At 64.5% G+C, this 16,008-nt stretch carries 18 protein-coding genes; 9 read left to right on the top strand and 9 right to left on the bottom strand.

The annotated features are described in order from the left end of the window. Positions 1-191 precede the first annotated feature (191 nt). Entirely contained in the window at positions 192-1,418 is a 1,227-nt protein-coding gene (locus EWF95_RS00505) for a putative manganese transporter (protein WP_142443115.1), read from the top strand. A gap of 10 nt (positions 1,419-1,428) precedes the next feature. On the opposite strand, the gene EWF95_RS00500 is transcribed toward EWF95_RS00505, so the two are convergent. The 3 genes from EWF95_RS00500 to EWF95_RS00490 form a co-directional block, all read right to left on the bottom strand. Then, a complete protein-coding gene (locus EWF95_RS00500) occupies positions 1,429-2,712 on the bottom strand; it encodes an amidohydrolase (RefSeq protein WP_142442035.1) in 1,284 nt (427 codons plus the stop codon). Positions 2,713-2,775: 63 nt separating this feature from the next. Then, entirely contained in the window at positions 2,776-3,072 is a 297-nt protein-coding gene (locus EWF95_RS00495; protein WP_142442034.1) for a hypothetical protein, read from the bottom strand. A gap of 76 nt (positions 3,073-3,148) precedes the next feature. Next, positions 3,149-3,475: an uS10/mL48 family ribosomal protein gene (locus EWF95_RS00490; protein ID WP_142442033.1), complete on the bottom strand. Its 327-nt coding sequence runs from the start codon at positions 3,473-3,475 to the stop codon at positions 3,149-3,151. 184 nt (positions 3,476-3,659) lie between these two features. Here EWF95_RS00490 and EWF95_RS00485 point away from each other — a divergent pair, with 184 nt between their 5' ends. Together EWF95_RS00485 and EWF95_RS00480 are read left to right on the top strand one after the other, a co-directional pair. Beyond that, on the top strand, positions 3,660-4,103 hold the full coding sequence (locus EWF95_RS00485) for an NUDIX domain-containing protein (protein WP_142442032.1): 444 nt from the start codon (positions 3,660-3,662) through the stop codon (positions 4,101-4,103). An 8-nt stretch (positions 4,104-4,111) separates the two neighbouring features. Next, positions 4,112-5,110, top strand: a complete 999-nt coding sequence (locus EWF95_RS00480) for a DUF5787 family protein (RefSeq protein WP_142442031.1) — start codon at positions 4,112-4,114, stop codon at positions 5,108-5,110. Position 5,111: 1 nt separating this feature from the next. On the opposite strand, the gene EWF95_RS00475 is transcribed toward EWF95_RS00480, so the two are convergent. Then, positions 5,112-5,627, bottom strand: a complete 516-nt coding sequence (locus EWF95_RS00475) for a DUF5797 family protein (protein ID WP_142442030.1) — start codon at positions 5,625-5,627, stop codon at positions 5,112-5,114. 108 nt (positions 5,628-5,735) lie between these two features. On the opposite strand from EWF95_RS00475, the gene EWF95_RS00470 reads away from it, so the two are divergent. The 3 genes from EWF95_RS00470 (at position 5,736) to EWF95_RS00460 (ending at position 7,138) form a co-directional block, all read left to right on the top strand. Continuing rightward, positions 5,736-5,993, top strand: a complete 258-nt coding sequence (locus tag EWF95_RS00470; protein WP_142442029.1) for a DUF5789 family protein — start codon at positions 5,736-5,738, stop codon at positions 5,991-5,993. A gap of 62 nt (positions 5,994-6,055) precedes the next feature. After that, positions 6,056-6,376: a transcription factor S gene (locus EWF95_RS00465; protein WP_142442028.1), complete on the top strand. Its 321-nt coding sequence runs from the start codon at positions 6,056-6,058 to the stop codon at positions 6,374-6,376. After that, positions 6,377-7,138, top strand: coding sequence for a hypothetical protein (locus EWF95_RS00460; RefSeq protein WP_142442027.1), 762 nt, complete (start codon positions 6,377-6,379; stop codon positions 7,136-7,138). 9 nt (positions 7,139-7,147) lie between these two features. Here EWF95_RS00460 and EWF95_RS00455 read toward each other — a convergent pair whose 3' ends face one another. Then, entirely contained in the window at positions 7,148-7,441 is a 294-nt protein-coding gene (locus EWF95_RS00455) for a hypothetical protein (protein WP_142442026.1), read from the bottom strand. A 134-nt stretch (positions 7,442-7,575) separates the two neighbouring features. Here EWF95_RS00455 and EWF95_RS13745 point away from each other — a divergent pair, with 134 nt between their 5' ends. From EWF95_RS13745 to EWF95_RS00440, 3 genes are all read left to right on the top strand, one after another. Further along, entirely contained in the window at positions 7,576-8,058 is a 483-nt protein-coding gene (locus EWF95_RS13745; protein ID WP_246055603.1) for a hypothetical protein, read from the top strand. A 69-nt stretch (positions 8,059-8,127) separates the two neighbouring features. Further along, complete coding sequence (locus tag EWF95_RS00445) at positions 8,128-10,239, top strand: thioredoxin domain-containing protein (protein ID WP_142442025.1); 2,112 nt, start codon at positions 8,128-8,130, stop codon at positions 10,237-10,239. Between the two features lie 336 nt (positions 10,240-10,575). Further along, positions 10,576-11,796, top strand: a complete 1,221-nt coding sequence (locus tag EWF95_RS00440) for an ABC transporter substrate-binding protein (protein ID WP_142442024.1) — start codon at positions 10,576-10,578, stop codon at positions 11,794-11,796. A gap of 26 nt (positions 11,797-11,822) precedes the next feature. Here the strand turns inward: EWF95_RS00440 and EWF95_RS00435 are convergent, their stop codons facing one another. The 4 genes from EWF95_RS00435 to EWF95_RS00420 are packed head-to-tail and all read right to left on the bottom strand — an operon-like array spanning position 11,823 to position 15,898. Further along, complete coding sequence (locus EWF95_RS00435; RefSeq protein ID WP_142442023.1) at positions 11,823-12,569, bottom strand: ABC transporter ATP-binding protein; 747 nt, start codon at positions 12,567-12,569, stop codon at positions 11,823-11,825. After that, the gene (locus EWF95_RS00430) at positions 12,566-13,411 is read right to left on the bottom strand and encodes an ABC transporter ATP-binding protein (RefSeq protein ID WP_142442022.1); all 846 of its coding nucleotides are present in this window, start codon (positions 13,409-13,411) and stop codon (positions 12,566-12,568) included. The genes EWF95_RS00435 and EWF95_RS00430 overlap by 4 nt, the downstream gene beginning before the upstream one ends. After that, a complete protein-coding gene (locus EWF95_RS00425) occupies positions 13,401-14,801 on the bottom strand; it encodes a branched-chain amino acid ABC transporter permease (RefSeq protein ID WP_142442021.1) in 1,401 nt (466 codons plus the stop codon). The genes EWF95_RS00430 and EWF95_RS00425 overlap by 11 nt, the downstream gene beginning before the upstream one ends. Continuing rightward, complete coding sequence (locus EWF95_RS00420; protein ID WP_142442020.1) at positions 14,798-15,898, bottom strand: branched-chain amino acid ABC transporter permease; 1,101 nt, start codon at positions 15,896-15,898, stop codon at positions 14,798-14,800. The genes EWF95_RS00425 and EWF95_RS00420 overlap by 4 nt, the downstream gene beginning before the upstream one ends. Positions 15,899-16,008 lie beyond the last annotated feature (110 nt).

The raw sequence follows: 16,008 nt of genomic DNA, 5'->3' as shown, positions 1-16,008 counted from the left end.
GTCGCCGATCCCAACAGGCGAACAGTTTCGAGCCGCCGCCGAAACCGTTATATTGCTCTTGGCGAAACTTAGGTTTAGATGAGTCTAATCCATGATGTCGCGGTCTTCAGCGCGCCACCGGAGGTGGGTCGATGGCATCTCCGTTGCTGACGGGAGGTGCGGTACTGAGTGCCGATGGGCTGTTGTCGGGGATGGTAGCCGAGATCTTTATCGCCTCGGTCAGAGACGGCTACGTCCAGGTCAGCGCGTTCGTCGCCGTCACCGTCCTCGCGTTCAGCTACGTCCAGTACAAAACGAAGGGCGCGCTCGTCGAGCGGTTGGAGGCCAATCGCAAATATCAGCCGCTCGTCGGCGCGGCGATGGGGCTGACACCGGGCTGTGGCGGTGCGATCGTGATGATGCCGCTGTACATCCGCGGCACGGTGAGCTTTGGCACTGTTGTGGCGACGCTGATCGCCACCGCTGGCGACTCGGCGTTCGTCATCCTCGCGCTCGCCCCGGAAGCCGCCCTCTATGCCTACGCGATGGCGTTCGGCGCGGCGATCCTGTCGGGGTACGCTATCGACCGCTTCGGGATGGGTGTCGGCCGGATCGACCGCGCGGTGAGCCGGATCCAGCCGACAGCGACCGACGGCGGCACCGCTGCCAGCGTCATCGGTCGAAGCTCGAACCCGGCCCACGAGTACGACGGCGAGACGCCGGGCCACACCCATGAGTCCGGCCCCGACCGGCAGTCTGCGGTGTTGACGCCGTTGAGCCACGCGGCCCACGGGCTGTGGTGGATCGCGGCGGTCTTTGCGCTCGGGTTGGGGATCACCTATCTCGCCCGGGGCGCGCCGGAGGTGCCGCTGACGCTCGGTCTGGACTTCGCCGGGCTGTTCACGATCTTTGGGATCGCGGGCACAACGCTGTCGTTTTACCTCTATCTCGTCGGCCGACACTACATCGGTGAGGGACAGGTCGGCCGCGCCCGGGAGTCGTTTGCGAGCCTCTACAGCACGTTTCAACACGCTGCCATGGAGACCAGTTTCGTCACGGTCTGGGTGCTTGTCGCCTACCTCGCCTACGAGTACCCCGTCGCGCTGTTTGAACTCGATATCGCCGCCATCGCGGCCGCCGCGGGCGTTCTCGCGCCGGTCGGCGGCGCGCTACTGGGGTTGATCCCGGGCTGTGGCCCCCAGATCGTGTTGGCGGGAGCCTACGCCCAAGGCGGGATCCCGTTTTCCGCGCTGGTCGCCAACGCCATCAGCCAGGACGGCGACGCGCTGTTCCCACTGATCGCCATCGACAAGAAGGCCGCCATCATCGCCAGCATCTACACGACGATCCCCGCGCTCATCATCGGCGTCGCGCTCCACTTCCTGTGGGGGCCGGTGCTCGGGCTGGAATCGTTCGGCTTCGGCGTCCTCGGCGGGTAGCGGGCGGTAGCTATTCGCTCTCGTCAGCGGCGAGATCGGCGACAACGCCGGCAATGAGATCGATGCCGACGGCGATATCGCGCTCGTCAACATCGAACGTTGGCGTGTGATGGCCGCCGGGATGGTTGGTGCCGACGCCGACGTAGGCCGCCAGGCCGCCCCGTTGTTGGACGCGTTGCATCAGGTAGGTCGCATCCTCGCTGCCGCCGAGGCTGTCGTGGTCGACGACGCTCTCGACGCCAGCCGTTCGGCGAGCGACGCGGTCGACGATATCGACGAGGACGGCGTCGCTGTGGGCACTCGGTGCGTCGCCCAGTCGCTCGATGTCGACCTCGCAGCTGTGCATCGTTGCCGCGCCGCTGAGGACGCGCTCGGCGCGCTTCCACATGTACTCCATCAGGTGTGTCGTCTCGCCGCGAACCTCGCCGTCGATAAACGCCTCCTCGGGGACGATGTTGCTCGCGGTGCCGCCGCCGACGCGGCCGGCGTTGACGCGGGTGCCGCCCGCTGAGTTGCGCGGGATCCCGTAGAGGTTCTGCACCGCAGCGGCCATCGCCTGCACCGCGTTGTCGCCGTCCTCGGGTCGCGCGCCGGCATGCGCCGACTCGCCCTCGAACGTCGCCTCGAACTGCCGCACAGCCAGAAACTCGTCGATGCCGGCGACGACCTCGCCGGAAGGGTGATCGAGGCCGATGTGGAGCGCGAGAAAGGAGTCAACGTCGTCAACGACGCCCGATTCGGCGATGGATTGCCCGCCCGCGATCGTCTCCTCGGCGGGCTGGAAGATGAGCTTGAATGTGCCCGCAAACTCGCCGTCGAGCACCCGATCGAGCACACCGAGGCCGATCGTTGCGTGAGCGTCGTGGCCGCAGGCGTGCATGTAGCCCTCGGTTGTTGAGCGAAAGCCCGCGGCCGCGGGATGGTGGTCGTCGCCGTCGGCTTCGGTGATCGGCAGGGCGTCGATGTCGACGCGGAGCGCGACGGTTGGCCCCTCGCCGCGGTTGACGACGGCGACCACGCCGGTGTAGCCCTCGCCGATATGGTCGAGGACGGCGTCGGGTGCGCCCGCCTCGCGGGCCCGCTCGCGCCATTCGCTGAGCGTCGCGGTGTCAGGAATGTTGCGTCTGGCGTCGCCATGGATCTCGGGGCCATAGCGGAGTTCGTCGACCTCTCGCTGTTCGAGTTCGTCGATCAGCCGGGCTGTCGTGTAGAACTCACACCACGCCGGCTCGGGGTGGCGGTGGAGCTCGCGGCGGAGATCGCGGTAGGTGTCGGCGAGATTGGTTTCGGGCATACCGGAGAGAGGCTGGCAATGAAAATAAAATGCGGCGACCGTGGTCAGTATCGTCGAAGGCCGCTACTGTGAGTAGGGGATCCGCGACGGTCGACCCATGTTCCGGGTTTTGGCGGCCTCCATCCGGCCGGAGATCATCGCAGCCACCTGTATCGCCGCGGCCAACACCGGCTCCGGAACATCCATGTGGAGGTTTTCCGGCGACTGCTGTGCCAACAGCTCAAGATACTCCTCATCAAGGCTATCCAGCAGTGTCGGATCGATCTCTTCGAGGATGAACCTCTCGGCTAGCTCATCGGCCAGATCGACGAGCGTCGGATCGAACTCAAAGGGGCCTTCATCGGACGGCGGCTCCATCATACGAGCCCCTACCGGGCTCTGCACAGTGAATCTTTTTCCAGTTGATCGATACGTCTCGCCCGGACTCCGAGCCGAACTAGTTGCCGCCGAGCGGCTGTTGCTGTTCGACTTCGATCTCGACGTGAATCGAGTCGGGAAACTCCATGTGGCCGATCTCGTTGGCGATGTGTTCGGCACCGTGGATGTCGAGCCGTCGTTCGTAGACGCTGTAGCTCCAGTGCTCAAAGCTGTCGCCGGGTTGGAGCGTCTGATACTGCGGGACGCTGAGCCGATTTTCCGGCGAGGTATGCGGCCCCTTACACTGCCCGCCCTTGCGTTCGACGAGCTCCTTCAGCTCGTCGACCGTCTCGGTCAGGACGGCCCGATCCCCGGATTGGAAGGTGAGCTTGGTGACGAAGGTCATACCCACCGCTGGGGCGGCAAGCACCAAAAGCCCGTCTACAGCGTTCCGGCGTGAGGTGTCCTCTCACCCGGGACACAGCGTTCGGCGATGGAGGCTGGCGGTGGTGTGGACACCCCACGATGGATCGATCCCGGCACCGCCGCCTCCGATACCCTCTTACGGTGGGCCATCATTAGTCCCGCCAATGACGGTTGAGGCAACCAGTGCTGGGGCGATCCTCTTCCGCGACACCCGTGGCTGCCGGGAGTATTTGCTCCTTAAAAGCCGACCGGGGGACTGGGAGTTCCCCAAAGGCGGGGTCGAAGGAGATGAGGAGCTTCAGCAGACCGCGATCCGAGAGGTAGAGGAGGAGGCCGGCATCGAGGAGTTTCGACTCATCAACGGCTTTCGTGAGGATTACGACTACGTGTTTCAGGCCAGCGGCGACACGATCCACAAAACGGTGCACCTGTTTATCGCCCACTCATTCGAGGCGAGCGCGGAGATCTCGACGGAGCACCGCGACCTCCAGTGGCGCGACTACGAGCAGGCGCTCAACACGATCACACAGGATGGGCCACGCGAGATCCTCGAACAGGCCGACGCCTTCCTCGATGAACGCCTCGAAGAGGAGGGCGACTACATCTAAGCCGGGCCGTGTCCCATCCCGCCGCCGACTCTGAGTTTCGCTACGAGCTGTGTGTCTGTCGATGGGCCGAACTCGCCTGGCCGCCGACCGACGAGGAATCGACCACCCAACCGACCAACGACACAACCCATATCGTCGCCCGACAACTCGGCACCCAGCAGCGACGCTGGGATACCGTTATCGTCGAGTGTGACCCCGAAGGCCTCGCCGCGCGTGCTGCCTTCGGCGACGACGAACTCGATTCCGACCTCCTCCATGTCGTCCGCAACGCACCGAGCGAGTGGGTGTGGTACCGCGATGCCCTGCCCGAACCCGACTACCCGTGGCGATACGTCCGCGAGGCCGTCCACCGCGCGGCCGACCGCGGGATCGTCGAGACGCGCCGCGAGGGCAACCGCATCGAGATCAAGCGCATTGCTCCTTATCCCGATTGGATCCAGCGGCTGATCGCCATCGAGAACAAACCCGATCTCGACGCCTCGGCAGCCGACCGACTCGCTGACCAGCTCAGCCACGATGTCGATGTCGGCCTCGCCGACGAGGTGTGGGTTGCCACCGCCGAAACCGACGCGACCGTCGAGCCCGCGCTGCTCGAAGCACTCCCAGTAGAGGCTGGCATTCTCACAACGGATTTCACCGGTGGTGTCGACGGCGACGCGGCAAGCGTCGCCTGGCATCCGACCACGTTGACCCCGACACACAGCAGCGAGTATCGGGCGTCACGCCAACTCGAACTCGCCGAGCGCGCGTACGGCCGGGGCTGGCGGAACTATCAGACGACGATGCGGCCCGACTGTCGACACTTTCAGCTTCGACGCGACGGGCGACTCTTGGGGCCGTGGTGTGCCGCCAAGGGCTGCCGGCAGTCGACCGCCGAGTGCAGCGCGTCATGTTCGGCGTTCGAGCCCGAGCCGCCGGCCTGGCGCACGAAGGGGTGGCCGATCGAGGGTGGCCCCGGTGCGGGGATCCGACAGCTGTTGGCGCGCCGCGCCGACCGCAATCGGTAGCTTACTCCTCGGTTACCGTGACACTCACCTCATCGCGGTCGACACAGGCGCGAAACGTCGGCACCGCCCGGTAGCGTACCTCGACGACGCCGATCCGTTTCAGTCGCTGGAGGGCCGCCCGAACGTCGTCGACATCTGGGTCGATATCGAACGCATCCCGCAGCCCGTTGAGCACGCTGACAACGCTCTCCGATCGCTCCTCGGGGCCGGCAACGGTCTCAAAGACCTTTGCCTCCAGCGGCGAGAGCCGGATCGATCCCGGCGTCGCGTCGGCATCGGCATCCTCGCCCGGCGGTTCGACCCCCGGCTCGACGCCGGTGAGCTCGACGGCCTCCGGCGTCGACCGGATCAGGCTGTCGTCGTCGCGGTAGTAGTAGTCTTTGAGGTGGCCTTCGAGATACTGGTGTACCTCGCTGCCGCTGTCGACTCCCCAGCGATCCTGGAGTTCGCTGTTTTTTGTCGGCTGGAGCTCGACGACATCCTCCAGTCGGGCCAGTTCCTCGTCGGTGAGGCTCATATCCCCACTTTCGAGCCGGCCCCTTTCTTGGTTCCGGGTTTCGGCTGTCGTGTTCCGAACGCAGAATGTATGGGAGCGACTAAGCCCATTGAGACCGAACCACATTCTATGACAGATCGTATAAAAATTGCCCGCGTCACGTCCGTCCTCAACGAGATCGAGTACCCGGTCGACCGGGAGACAGCCGCCGCGGCGTTCGACGATACCACGCTCATACTGGCCGACGGCGAGGCGGATCTCGGCGAGCTTATCGGCGAGACCGGCCCTGACACCTTCGACTCAGCGGCCGACCTCACGACCGAGTTGCACAACGTCGTTCCCATCGAAGCGGTCGGCGAACCCGGCCAATCCGACGGCGACGCCTGAGCTATCCCACCGCCCCACCTGAACCCAGTTATTTAAATACGACAACGGACTTCGACCCGCTAATGGAGTTCTGTGACGACTGCGGTTCGATGATGAAGACCGAAGGCGACGAATGGGTCTGTGGTGCCTGTGGCTTCACGAAACTGCGCGATGAGGCCGCGGAGGCTGCGATGACGACCACGCAGGGCCAGGAGGAAACCGAGATCGTCGACATCAGCGACGCCGAGGACAAGGGGCTGCCGACGACGACGGCGGCCTGTCCGAAGTGCGACAACGACCGCGCCTACTGGTATATGCAGCAGATCCGGGCGGCCGACGAGAGCGAGACCCGCTTTTTCGTCTGTACCGAGTGCGAACACAAGTGGCGCGAGGACGACCACTAGATGGAGGTACCCCGGCCGGCCGTTCCGAGCGATCGCTTGGCCGGCTGGCGGGAGACCGACGCAACCATCGACAAGGCGTTTTCGACGCCGATTGTCACCGTCTACACGCATACGGTCGTCTTCGAGGAGACCGAGGCCCGCGAACAAATCCGCGCCCAGACCGGCTGCGATCACCCCTGGCAGTTCTTTTTTGTGAGTCGGATCCGGCTGGAGCCGCGGCGCGACCCGAACCCGATGCTGACACAGCTGGTGCGACGGAAGGCCGCCGCTGGCTTCACCGATCGGCTCGCCGATCGCGGCATCGAGCAGGTCGCCGAACGAAATCGGCGAAAACAATCGATCGGCGAGGCGACTGGACAGATCGTCACCTACGGCGGGTTGGTTCGACGGTCGATCCAGGTCGACGCCGACAACGACCCCCCGGCTGCTGACGACGGCGACATCGATGTTGCCACTGACAACATCGACAGCGACGATGCCGACATCGATGTTGCCACTGACGACATCGACAGCGACGATGCCGACACCGGTGCTGCCACCGACGACGACCGCTCGACCGCACTGCTTGCGGTGCCGATCACCGCGGTGGTCGGTATCTGGGCGGCTGCTGGCGACTACCACGTTGCCGGCGGCGGCGTCCCCGCGGGGCCACCCGATAGCGGGCCGCCCGCCGTTGTCGACGCTGTCGCCGAGACGATCGACCCGACAGCGGCCCGTGAGACGCTTCTCGATCTCATCGACGCCTGCGGTCAGGCCGGCTAGCTCGGCGGGCTACCCGTCGAGAATCACCTGACAGCAGGCCCGAGCGTTGGCGATGTGCTCGTCGGCGGTGTCGTCGCCGGTGGATTCGGCCTCGGCCAACAGCGCGGCGACCTGTTGGACTCGCTGTCGTCTGGTCGCTGGATCGATGTCGTCGCTGGCCGCATCCCGCGCTACCGCCTCGGCTTCACCCAGCCATCGGTTGGTCGCCGGCGGGATCGGCCGCTCGGCGGTGGCGGTGAGGTGGGCGGCCAACGCGTTGCTGGCGGCGTCCGGATCGTCGGGCGGTTGTTCGGTCGGCTCCATATCTGTGCTGTCTCAGGCGGGCGTACAAATCAGATCGGATACTCGGGATTCATCCGTGCCGGTTCGGCGTGCGCAGTCGATTGGTGCACAGTCGATCAGTGTGGTTTTATGTGTGGTGTCAGTAGCGAGATGATATGACTGAAACCCCATCGGTTAGCAGACGACGACTGCTCGCGGCCGGCGGTGTCGGCCTCGGGTTGGCCGCCGCCGGCTGTATGGCCCCCGGCTCGGAGCGACGCGCCACCGCCTTCCTCCGGCTCTCGGAGGACGCACAGGCCGAACTGCAGGCCGAAAGCCAACAGCTCGGAGAGGAAATCCAGAACGGCAGCATCTCCCGACAGGCGGCGAGCCAACAGCTATCCGAACTCCAAACAGAGCTCAACGACGAGCTGGTCGAGAGTGCGACCACGGAGGCCGAATCACTCGGGCTGACCGTTGAGGATTCGCTCACACCGCCGGGCGGCTCGCCGATGCTGCTCGTCTCGGGGTCGGAGGGCGCGCTTCTCGATTACATGAACGTCGACATCGTCGCTGGCATCACCAGCCCCGACCAGTTTGAGCAGCTTCGACAACAGCAAGCTCCGGCAGCGAATCAGACCGTCCAACCGGGCGGCTAACCGAGAACGGTTTCACCTCGCCGTCGCCGACACCGATCTTTTTTGCGTCCGCCGCGCCGACTGTGAATGATGACCGATCCACTGAGTCGCAACCGACTGGCTGAGGAGGGCAGCCCCTATCTCAGCCAACATGAGGACAACCCTGTCAACTGGCAGCCGTGGGACGACACGGCATTGGACGCAGCCAAGGAACAAAACAAGCCGATCTTTCTCTCTATCGGCTACTCGGCCTGTCACTGGTGTCACGTCATGGAAGAGGAGAGCTTCGAGGACGAAGCTGTCGCCCAGCGGCTCAACGAGAACTTTGTGCCGATCAAAGTCGACCGCGAGGAGCGACCCGACATCGACAGCATCTATATGACGATCTGCCAGCGCGTCACCGGCCGCGGCGGCTGGCCGCTGTCGGCGTGGCTGACGCCCGACGGCAAGCCGTTCTACATTGGCACCTACTTCCCGAAGGAGCCACAGGGCCAGATGCCGGGGTTTCTCGACCTCCTTGCGAAGATCAGCGACTCCTGGAGCGATCCTGACGATCGAAGCGAGATGAAACAGCGCGCCGAGCAGTGGATCGATACCGCCCGCGACAAGTACGACACCCCGACCCACGACGGCGACAGCGAGGTTCCCGGCGACGACACCCTTGACACCGCGGTTCGAACTGCCCTCCGGTCGTTCGACGACGAGTACGGCGGCTTCGGCTCGGATGGCCCAAAATTCCCCCAGCCCGGCCGAATCGACCTCCTGTTGCGCGCGGCGAGCCGCAGCGGCAGCGACGACGCGCTCTCCGCGGCGACGACAACGCTCGATGCGATGGCCGACGGCGGGATGTACGACCAGTTGGGTGGCGGCTTCCACCGGTACGCAACTGACCGCGAGTGGACGGTACCCCACTTCGAAAAGATGCTCTACGACAACGCCGGGCTGCCGCCGCTGTATCTCGCCGGGGATCAGTTGACCGACAGCGAGCGATACACCGAGGTCGTCGCGGAAACGTTGGAGTTCGTCGAGCGCGAGCTGACCCATCCCGACGGCGGCTTTTTCAGCACGCTCGACGCCCGCAGCGGCGACGAGGAGGGGAGTTTCTACGTCTGGACGCCCGAGGACGTCCACGACCTGCTTGACGACCCGGCGGCAACGCTGTTCTGTGAGCGGTACGGCGTCACGGACGCCGGTAACTTCGAGCGCGGGACGACCGTGTTGAACGTGTCGGCAACGGTTGACGAACTGGCCGACGCCCACGACCTCGAAATTGAGGAGGTCGAAGCCGAACTCGATGCCGCCCGCGAGACGCTGTTCGACGCCCGCGAGGAGCGAACCCGGCCCCCCAGAGACGAAAAAGTCCTGGCCGGCTGGAACGGGATGATGATCTCGGCGTACGCGAGTGCGGCTCGCGTCCTCGATGCTGACTATGCCGAACCAGCCCGAAACGCCCTCGATTTCGTCACTGAGCACCTCCTTGACAGCGACGCTGGCCGCCTCCAGCGACGGTTCATCGACGGCGAGGCCGCCGGCGAGGGGTATCTGGAGGATTACGCTTTCCTCGCCCGCGGCGCGTTCGACCTCTATCAAGCCACGGGCGATCCCGAGCCGCTCGGCGTCGCCCTCGATCTCGCCGACACCATCGTCGCCGAGTTCTACGACGCCGACGACGGCACGATTTACTTCACACCCGAGAGCGGCGAGGAGCTCGTCACGCGCCCACAGGAACTCACCGATAGCTCGACGCCGTCGAGTCTCGGCGCGGCGACCGATCTGCTCTGCGTGCTCGACGGCTTTGTTGCCGATGCCGACTACCGCGAGATCGCCGGCGACGTACTGGCGACGCATGCCGACCGGATCACCGGCAACCCGCTCCAGCACGTCTCGCTGACGCTGGCGGCCGACCGCTACACCAACGGCGGCGCGGAACTCACTATCGCCGCCGACGAGTTACCCGACGACTGGCGGACAACGCTGGCGGATCGGTATCTGCCTGGCGTCACGCTCGCACACCGGCCACCAACGGAAGACGGCCTCCAAGACTGGCTCGACGAACTCGAACTGGGCAGCGCGCCGCCCGTCTGGGCCGACCGCAACGCCGACGGCGGCGAGCCGACGGTCTACGCCTGCGAGTCGTTTACCTGCTCGCCGCCGCAGACGGAGCTGGAGCCCGCACTGGAGTGGCTATCGGAGAACCGGTAGGGCAACGGATCGCGGCGGGCTGCCGGCACTAATTTATGCGCGGAAACACCTCCCAGCGAGCGGGTCAATGCCCGCAGCGGCGATATCCTGATCGCAGCGGTCGTAGCCGACGCCTATGAGACGGTCATCACGCGCCACACGACCGATTTTGAGGTGCTGGGCGTCGATTGTGAAATCTACTGACAACGCGTTTCGTATCAACCGCTGGGGGGCGTCGACCGCGAGCCGATCTGATCGCTGTGTGTTTTGATCGTCTCCAACGATACTGCTTGCATCACTCAGCGCCGCGCCGATCCCTGGGATTTATTATGAGCTGTTAGGTATGTGTGGGTAAATATGTCATACAACATAGACAGACGGGATGTGCTGAAGGGAATCGGCGTCAGCGGAACGGCCGCGCTGGCCGGCTGTGCCGGCGGCGGTGGCGGCAGCGGTGGACGAACACTCAGCCAAGGTGTGTTGATGCCGCTGTCAGGCGGCCTCGGCAATCTCGGCCAGCCGATCCGCGACGCCGCGGTGCTGCCGATCGACCTGCTCGAAGGGAACACGGAGTTCACCATCGATAGTCAGGTCGAAGACACCCAGACCGACCCCAACGCCGGCCAGACGGCGGCGAGTTCGCTCGTCGATTCTGGCTATCCGGCCGTGACCGGCGCGGCGAGCTCCGAGGTCACGATCCAGGTTGCCGAAAACGTTTTTATTCCGAACAGCGTCCTTGCTTGCTCGCCAGCCTCGACAGCTCCGGAAATCACTGATCTCGACGACAACAATCTTATCTGGCGAACGCCGCCATCGGACGCACTGCAGGGACAGGTGTTGGCACAGGTTGCTAGCGACAACATCGGCGCGTCGACGGCGGCAACGCTGTACGTCAACAACGCCTATGGGCAGGCCCTCTCCAATAGCTTCGTCTCTGCTTACGGTGGAACGGTTCAGAATCAAGTATCGTTCCCGAAGGGAGCGAGTTCCTACAGCTCACAGCTGAGTCAAGCCCTCAGCGACGATCCGGGCGTCGTTATTGTCATCGGCTACCCTGAAAGCGGCGTTCAACTGTTCAGAGACTACTACTCAGAATACTCCGGCGAGACGCCATTCCTCGTTACTGATGGGCTTCAGAACAGTGAGTTGCCGAGCGATGTCGGCAACGCGATGACGAACGTGCAGGGAACCGCACCGAGTGCGGCCGGCCCCGGTCGGGACTTTTTCACCACGGAGTATCAAAACGAGTTCGACAGTGAACCCGGAGTCTTCACCTCACAGGCCTTCGACGCGACCGCGGTCTGTCTGCTCGCCAACGCCGCGGCGGGTGAAAACAGCGGCCCAGCGATCGCCGAGCAGATGCAGGCCGTCGCCAATCCCGGCGGCGAGGAAGTGACGCCATCGACGCTGGCCGACGGGCTAGCAATGGCCGCTGAGGGCACCGAGATCCAGTACCAGGGTGCGTCGAGCCCGGTCAACTTCGACGAGAACGGCGACCTGAGGGCCGCGACTTACGAGGTCTTCCAGTTCAACGAGGACGGCTACGAGGCCACCGATACCATCGAATTCTCGGCCTAACGGCCGCCGCCGTTTTTCGGCTCGAATCAGCCGCCGAGGAACTGTTTTCTGACCTCCGGATCGTTCAGCAGCGCGTCGCCATCTTCCTCGTAGCGGTTTTTGCCCTGGACGAGGACGTAGCTCCGATCACAGCGTCTGAGTGCCTGTTTCGCGTTCTGTTCGACCATGAGGATCGCGGTTCCATCGTCGTTGATGCGGTCGATCCGGTCGAACATGTCCTCGACGAGGTCGGGCGCGAGGCCGGCACTCGGCTCATCCAGCAGCAAGAGGTCGGGATCAAGCATCAACGCCCGCCCCATCGCCAACATCTGCTGTTGGCCGCCGGACATCGTTCCCGCCTTCTGGCCCCGTCGCTCTTCGAGGATCGGGAACCGGTCGTAGACGGCCTGCATGGCGTCGTCGGGAACGTTATCGAGGATGTACGCGCCCATTTCGAGGTTCTCTTCGACCGACAGCGACGGGAAGACGTTGTCCGACTGGGGAACGTAGCCGATCCCGTGGTGGATGATCTCCTCGGGTCGAAGCCCCTCGATGGCCTCGCCGTCGAACTCGATATCCCCGCCCATGTAGGTCGTCAGCCCGAAGACGGATTTCATCACCGTCGATTTCCCCGCGCCGTTGGGGCCGACGATGGTGACGTACTCGCCGTCAGCAACGTCGAGATCGACGTGTTCGAGGATTTGGAGGTCGCCGTAGCCGGCGTCCAGCGACCGGACGGACAGCAGGCTGTCGTCGTAGGTCGTGACCTCGGTGGTCGCAGTGATCTCACTCATATGTCATCACCGAAGTAGGCGTCGACAACGCGCTCGTTGTTGCGAATCTCCTCGGGCGGCCCCTCGGCCAGCACTCGGCCTTGGTGCATCACGATAACCGGGTCACAGTGCTCCATGATGATGTCCATGTCGTGTTCGACCAACAGGAAGGTCAACCCCTCCTCGTCGCGCAGTTGGTTGATGCGGTCGAGCAGTTTCGTTTCCAGCGTCGGGTTGACGCCGGCGAACGGTTCGTCCAACAGCAGCATGTCGGGATCGGTCATCAGCGCGCGCGCCATCTCCAGCAGCTTCCGCTGGCCGCCCGAAAGGGTGCCCGCCCGATCCTCGGCGAGGTGGTCGATCTCAAAGAACTCCAAGGACTCCCAGACCGCCTCGCGCAACTCGGTTTCCTCTTCGATGACGCCGTTCCTGAATGTCGGCAACACCGACCGATAGAGGCTCTCGCCCTGCTGTCGCTTGGGTGCGAGCATCAGGTTTTCGAGGACGGTCATCTCAGCAAGCTCGCGGGCGATCTGGAACGTCCGGACAAGCCCGCGGTCGGCGACAGCGTTGGGCGCGAGGCCCGCGATATCCTCACCGTTGAAGTTGATCTCCCCGGCAGTTGGCTCGTGAATCCCCGTAATGCAGTTGAACGTCGTCGATTTCCCCGCGCCGTTCGGCCCGATCAGCCCCGTCAGCGACCCGTCGGCGACCGCAAACGACGCCCCGTCGACGGCGGTGATGCCGCCGAACTCCTTGCGGAGGTTCCCGACGCGGAGCAGCTGATCGTCGGCGTCGTCGGCCGCGGCGGTGGCAGCGTCGCGCTCGTCGCGCTCGATCTCGGCCCCGGTGTTACTCATCATCGACACCTCCCTCGCCGCCGGCAGCCCCGCTCGCGTCCGCCGCCTGCGATGGGCCAGTGCCCGGCGTGTGGCCCTCGCTGAGATCGACGGCCGCCGCCGTCTCGGTGCGGTGGCCGAGCAGCCCCTCCGGGCGGTTCTGCATCAGATAGACCAACAGAACGCCGACGAAGACGAACCGAAGCGCGGGCAGTCGTTGGTTCAGCACATAGCCCAACAGCGGGGCGATCTCGCCGGCCGCGATAGGGCCGATCGCGGCGATGAAGTTATTCGGGTCGGCTTCGATCGCAAACGTCTGCTCGATGATGTTGGGGAGGTACTGCGGCAGGAGGAACAGGAGGTTGGCGAAGACCGCACCGCCGAGGACGCTGCCAGTGTTCGAGCCCGCACCGCCGATGATGACGGCGATGAAAATGTAGAAAGTCAACTCGGGGCGGAACGCCTGCGGGTAGACCGCGCCGGTGCCGAATCCCTGCCAGAGCACGCCGGCCAGCCCCATCAGCGCGCAGCCGAGCATGAACGTCTTGATCTTGAATCTATTCGTGTCTTTCCCGAGGGATTTGGCGACGACCTCGTCCTCCCGGATCGCCTTGAGCACGCGGCCGAACGGTGAGTTGCCGACGCGAGCCAACAGCGTGTACACGAGGACGACGACCACGGCGAGCACGAGCCCGTAGGTGAGATCGACGATGACAGCACTACGGAAGACGCCGAGGACGTTCTCGAAGAAGCCGAAGACCGCGGTGCCAATGGGTGTTGTTCCCGAGGCCGCACTACTTGGATCGGTGAAATAGATCGCCCGGACAGGGTTGCTCGGGAAGTTCCCGATCCCGTTGGCGCCGCCGGTGCCGAGAGCGATCCCGCCCGGCAACGTGAACGTGCTGAACGCCGGAGAGTTGTAGGTCAGCCGGATGATCTCCGAAATGGCGACCGTGACGATAGCGAGGTAGTCCGCGCGCAGGCGGAGCGCGGGCAGCGCGGTGACAAGGCCGATGAGGGCCGCGGCGACCATGCCGCCGACGATCCCGACGCTGATCGGGAGGCCGAGCCCGGGCGGCGAACCGGTCGGCGGTGCAGTCAGCATCGCCATCGTGTAGACGCCAACGGCCATGAAGCCCGCGATGCCGATATTGAACAGCCCGGCGTACCCCCACTGGAGGTTCAACGCGAGGACGACCAAGGCGTAGACGGCCGTGAAGAACGTGACCTGCCCGAGAATCGAGATGAGTCCTGCGAGGTCGTAGTTCAGGATCGCGCCGATGGAGAGAAAGAGCAGATAGAACGCCGCCATGGCCGTGAGGACGAGCGCGGCATCCGAGCGTTCGAGTAGCTCGCGGAACCCGTCAAGGCGGTCAGTGGGTAGGCGGTCAGTCGGGGAGCCGTCAGGGCTCATGCTGTACTCACCCCGCCGAAGATGCCCTCTGGACGGAACAACAGAACAAAAATCATCAGCCCGAAGGCGACGGGTTCGGCGAAACTGGAGAGATCGCCAGTTAGCCAGATCAGCGACAGCCGACTCGCCAAACCGATAACGAGACCGCCGACAATCGCGCCATAGACCGAGCCGATGCCGCCCATGATCACGGCCGCGAAAATCAACAGGAGGAGGAGCCAGCCGAGGTCGTAAGCGATGGTACCCTGTGTGAGGACGACGAGGTAGCCGGCCGCGCCGGCCAGCCCGCCGCCGAGAATCCACGTCGTTCGGATGACGCCCTCGACCGGAATCCCCGTGACCTGTGCGAGGTCGCGGTTGTCGGCCATCGCCCGCATCGCCTTGCCGAGTTTGGTTCGTTGCAACAGGAGGTGGACGCCGACCATCAGCGCGAGGCCGACGACGACGATGGTGAGTTCGTGGGCGTTGATGACGACGCCGCCGATGTCGTAGGATGGCACCCGGCTAATGTCAGTGACGCCTTGTCGGCCGCTGTAGAAGAAGAAGACGATGAGATACCGGAGTGCGAAGGCGACGCCGATACTCGCAATAAGAAGTGTAATTCCGTCGGCCTCGCGGATCGGTCGGTAGACCACCCGATCAACGAGCAGCGAGACACCGACGGTAAAGGCCACGGCGACGACGAGGCCGGCGACGATGCTGAGCGGGGTGTTGGTGATGCTGACGCCGACATCGCCGGGTGCGGGGCCGTCGCCGGCTCCGATGAGTAGCAGGCCGCCGGCCGCATAGCGGTCGATGCCAGCGAGGAGATAGGCAACCGCCCAGCCGGAGAACGCGCCCCAGGAGATGTAATCGCCGTGGGCGAAGTTGGCGAAGCCGAGGATGCTGTATGTCAGCGAGAGGCCGATCCCGGCCAGCCCGATCAGCAGGCCGATGACCAGTCCGTCCCAGACGAACCCCCCGAATCGCGCCGGTGTCAGCCCGCCGCCCGTGAGTTTCCCGATGAGATCACCGACCAACAGCAGGGCGGCGACCGCGACGACGACGAGCCCGGGTTGATCGCGTACCAATCGTCGGCCGCGTGCGTATGGCTCCATCTATCGTGGGGAGAACGTAGTCGCTCATAAATGAATCTTCCCACCGTTGTTGAGCCGTGTCAGCTGTGAGAAATGATAGATAGGTACTCAAACGACCTCTGATAGATCGG

The organism is Halonotius roseus (assembly GCF_006861655.1).
GTDB classification, from domain to species: Archaea; Halobacteriota; Halobacteria; order Halobacteriales; family Haloferacaceae; genus Halonotius; species Halonotius roseus.
The sequence above is the reverse complement of the archived record's forward strand: the minus strand, read 5'-3'. Positions and strand labels throughout refer to the sequence as shown.

Coding starts and splice junctions, on each gene's coding strand:
- EWF95_RS00505 (WP_142443115.1), top strand. CDS start 192: ATGGTAGCCGAGATCTTTATCGCCTCGGTCAGAGACGGCTACGTCCAG.
- EWF95_RS00500 (WP_142442035.1), bottom strand. CDS start 2,712: ATGCCCGAAACCAATCTCGCCGACACCTACCGCGATCTCCGCCGCGAG.
- EWF95_RS00495 (WP_142442034.1), bottom strand. CDS start 3,072: ATGATGGAGCCGCCGTCCGATGAAGGCCCCTTTGAGTTCGATCCGACG.
- EWF95_RS00490 (WP_142442033.1), bottom strand. CDS start 3,475: ATGACCTTCGTCACCAAGCTCACCTTCCAATCCGGGGATCGGGCCGTC.
- EWF95_RS00485 (WP_142442032.1), top strand. CDS start 3,660: ATGACGGTTGAGGCAACCAGTGCTGGGGCGATCCTCTTCCGCGACACC.
- EWF95_RS00475 (WP_142442030.1), bottom strand. CDS start 5,627: ATGAGCCTCACCGACGAGGAACTGGCCCGACTGGAGGATGTCGTCGAG.
- EWF95_RS00470 (WP_142442029.1), top strand. CDS start 5,736: ATGACAGATCGTATAAAAATTGCCCGCGTCACGTCCGTCCTCAACGAG.
- EWF95_RS00465 (WP_142442028.1), top strand. CDS start 6,056: ATGGAGTTCTGTGACGACTGCGGTTCGATGATGAAGACCGAAGGCGAC.
- EWF95_RS00460 (WP_142442027.1), top strand. CDS start 6,377: ATGGAGGTACCCCGGCCGGCCGTTCCGAGCGATCGCTTGGCCGGCTGG.
- EWF95_RS00455 (WP_142442026.1), bottom strand. CDS start 7,441: ATGGAGCCGACCGAACAACCGCCCGACGATCCGGACGCCGCCAGCAAC.
- EWF95_RS13745 (WP_246055603.1), top strand. CDS start 7,576: ATGACTGAAACCCCATCGGTTAGCAGACGACGACTGCTCGCGGCCGGC.
- EWF95_RS00445 (WP_142442025.1), top strand. CDS start 8,128: ATGACCGATCCACTGAGTCGCAACCGACTGGCTGAGGAGGGCAGCCCC.
- EWF95_RS00440 (WP_142442024.1), top strand. CDS start 10,576: ATGTCATACAACATAGACAGACGGGATGTGCTGAAGGGAATCGGCGTC.
- EWF95_RS00435 (WP_142442023.1), bottom strand. CDS start 12,569: ATGAGTGAGATCACTGCGACCACCGAGGTCACGACCTACGACGACAGC.
- EWF95_RS00430 (WP_142442022.1), bottom strand. CDS start 13,411: ATGATGAGTAACACCGGGGCCGAGATCGAGCGCGACGAGCGCGACGCT.
- EWF95_RS00425 (WP_142442021.1), bottom strand. CDS start 14,801: ATGAGCCCTGACGGCTCCCCGACTGACCGCCTACCCACTGACCGCCTT.
- EWF95_RS00420 (WP_142442020.1), bottom strand. CDS start 15,898: ATGGAGCCATACGCACGCGGCCGACGATTGGTACGCGATCAACCCGGG.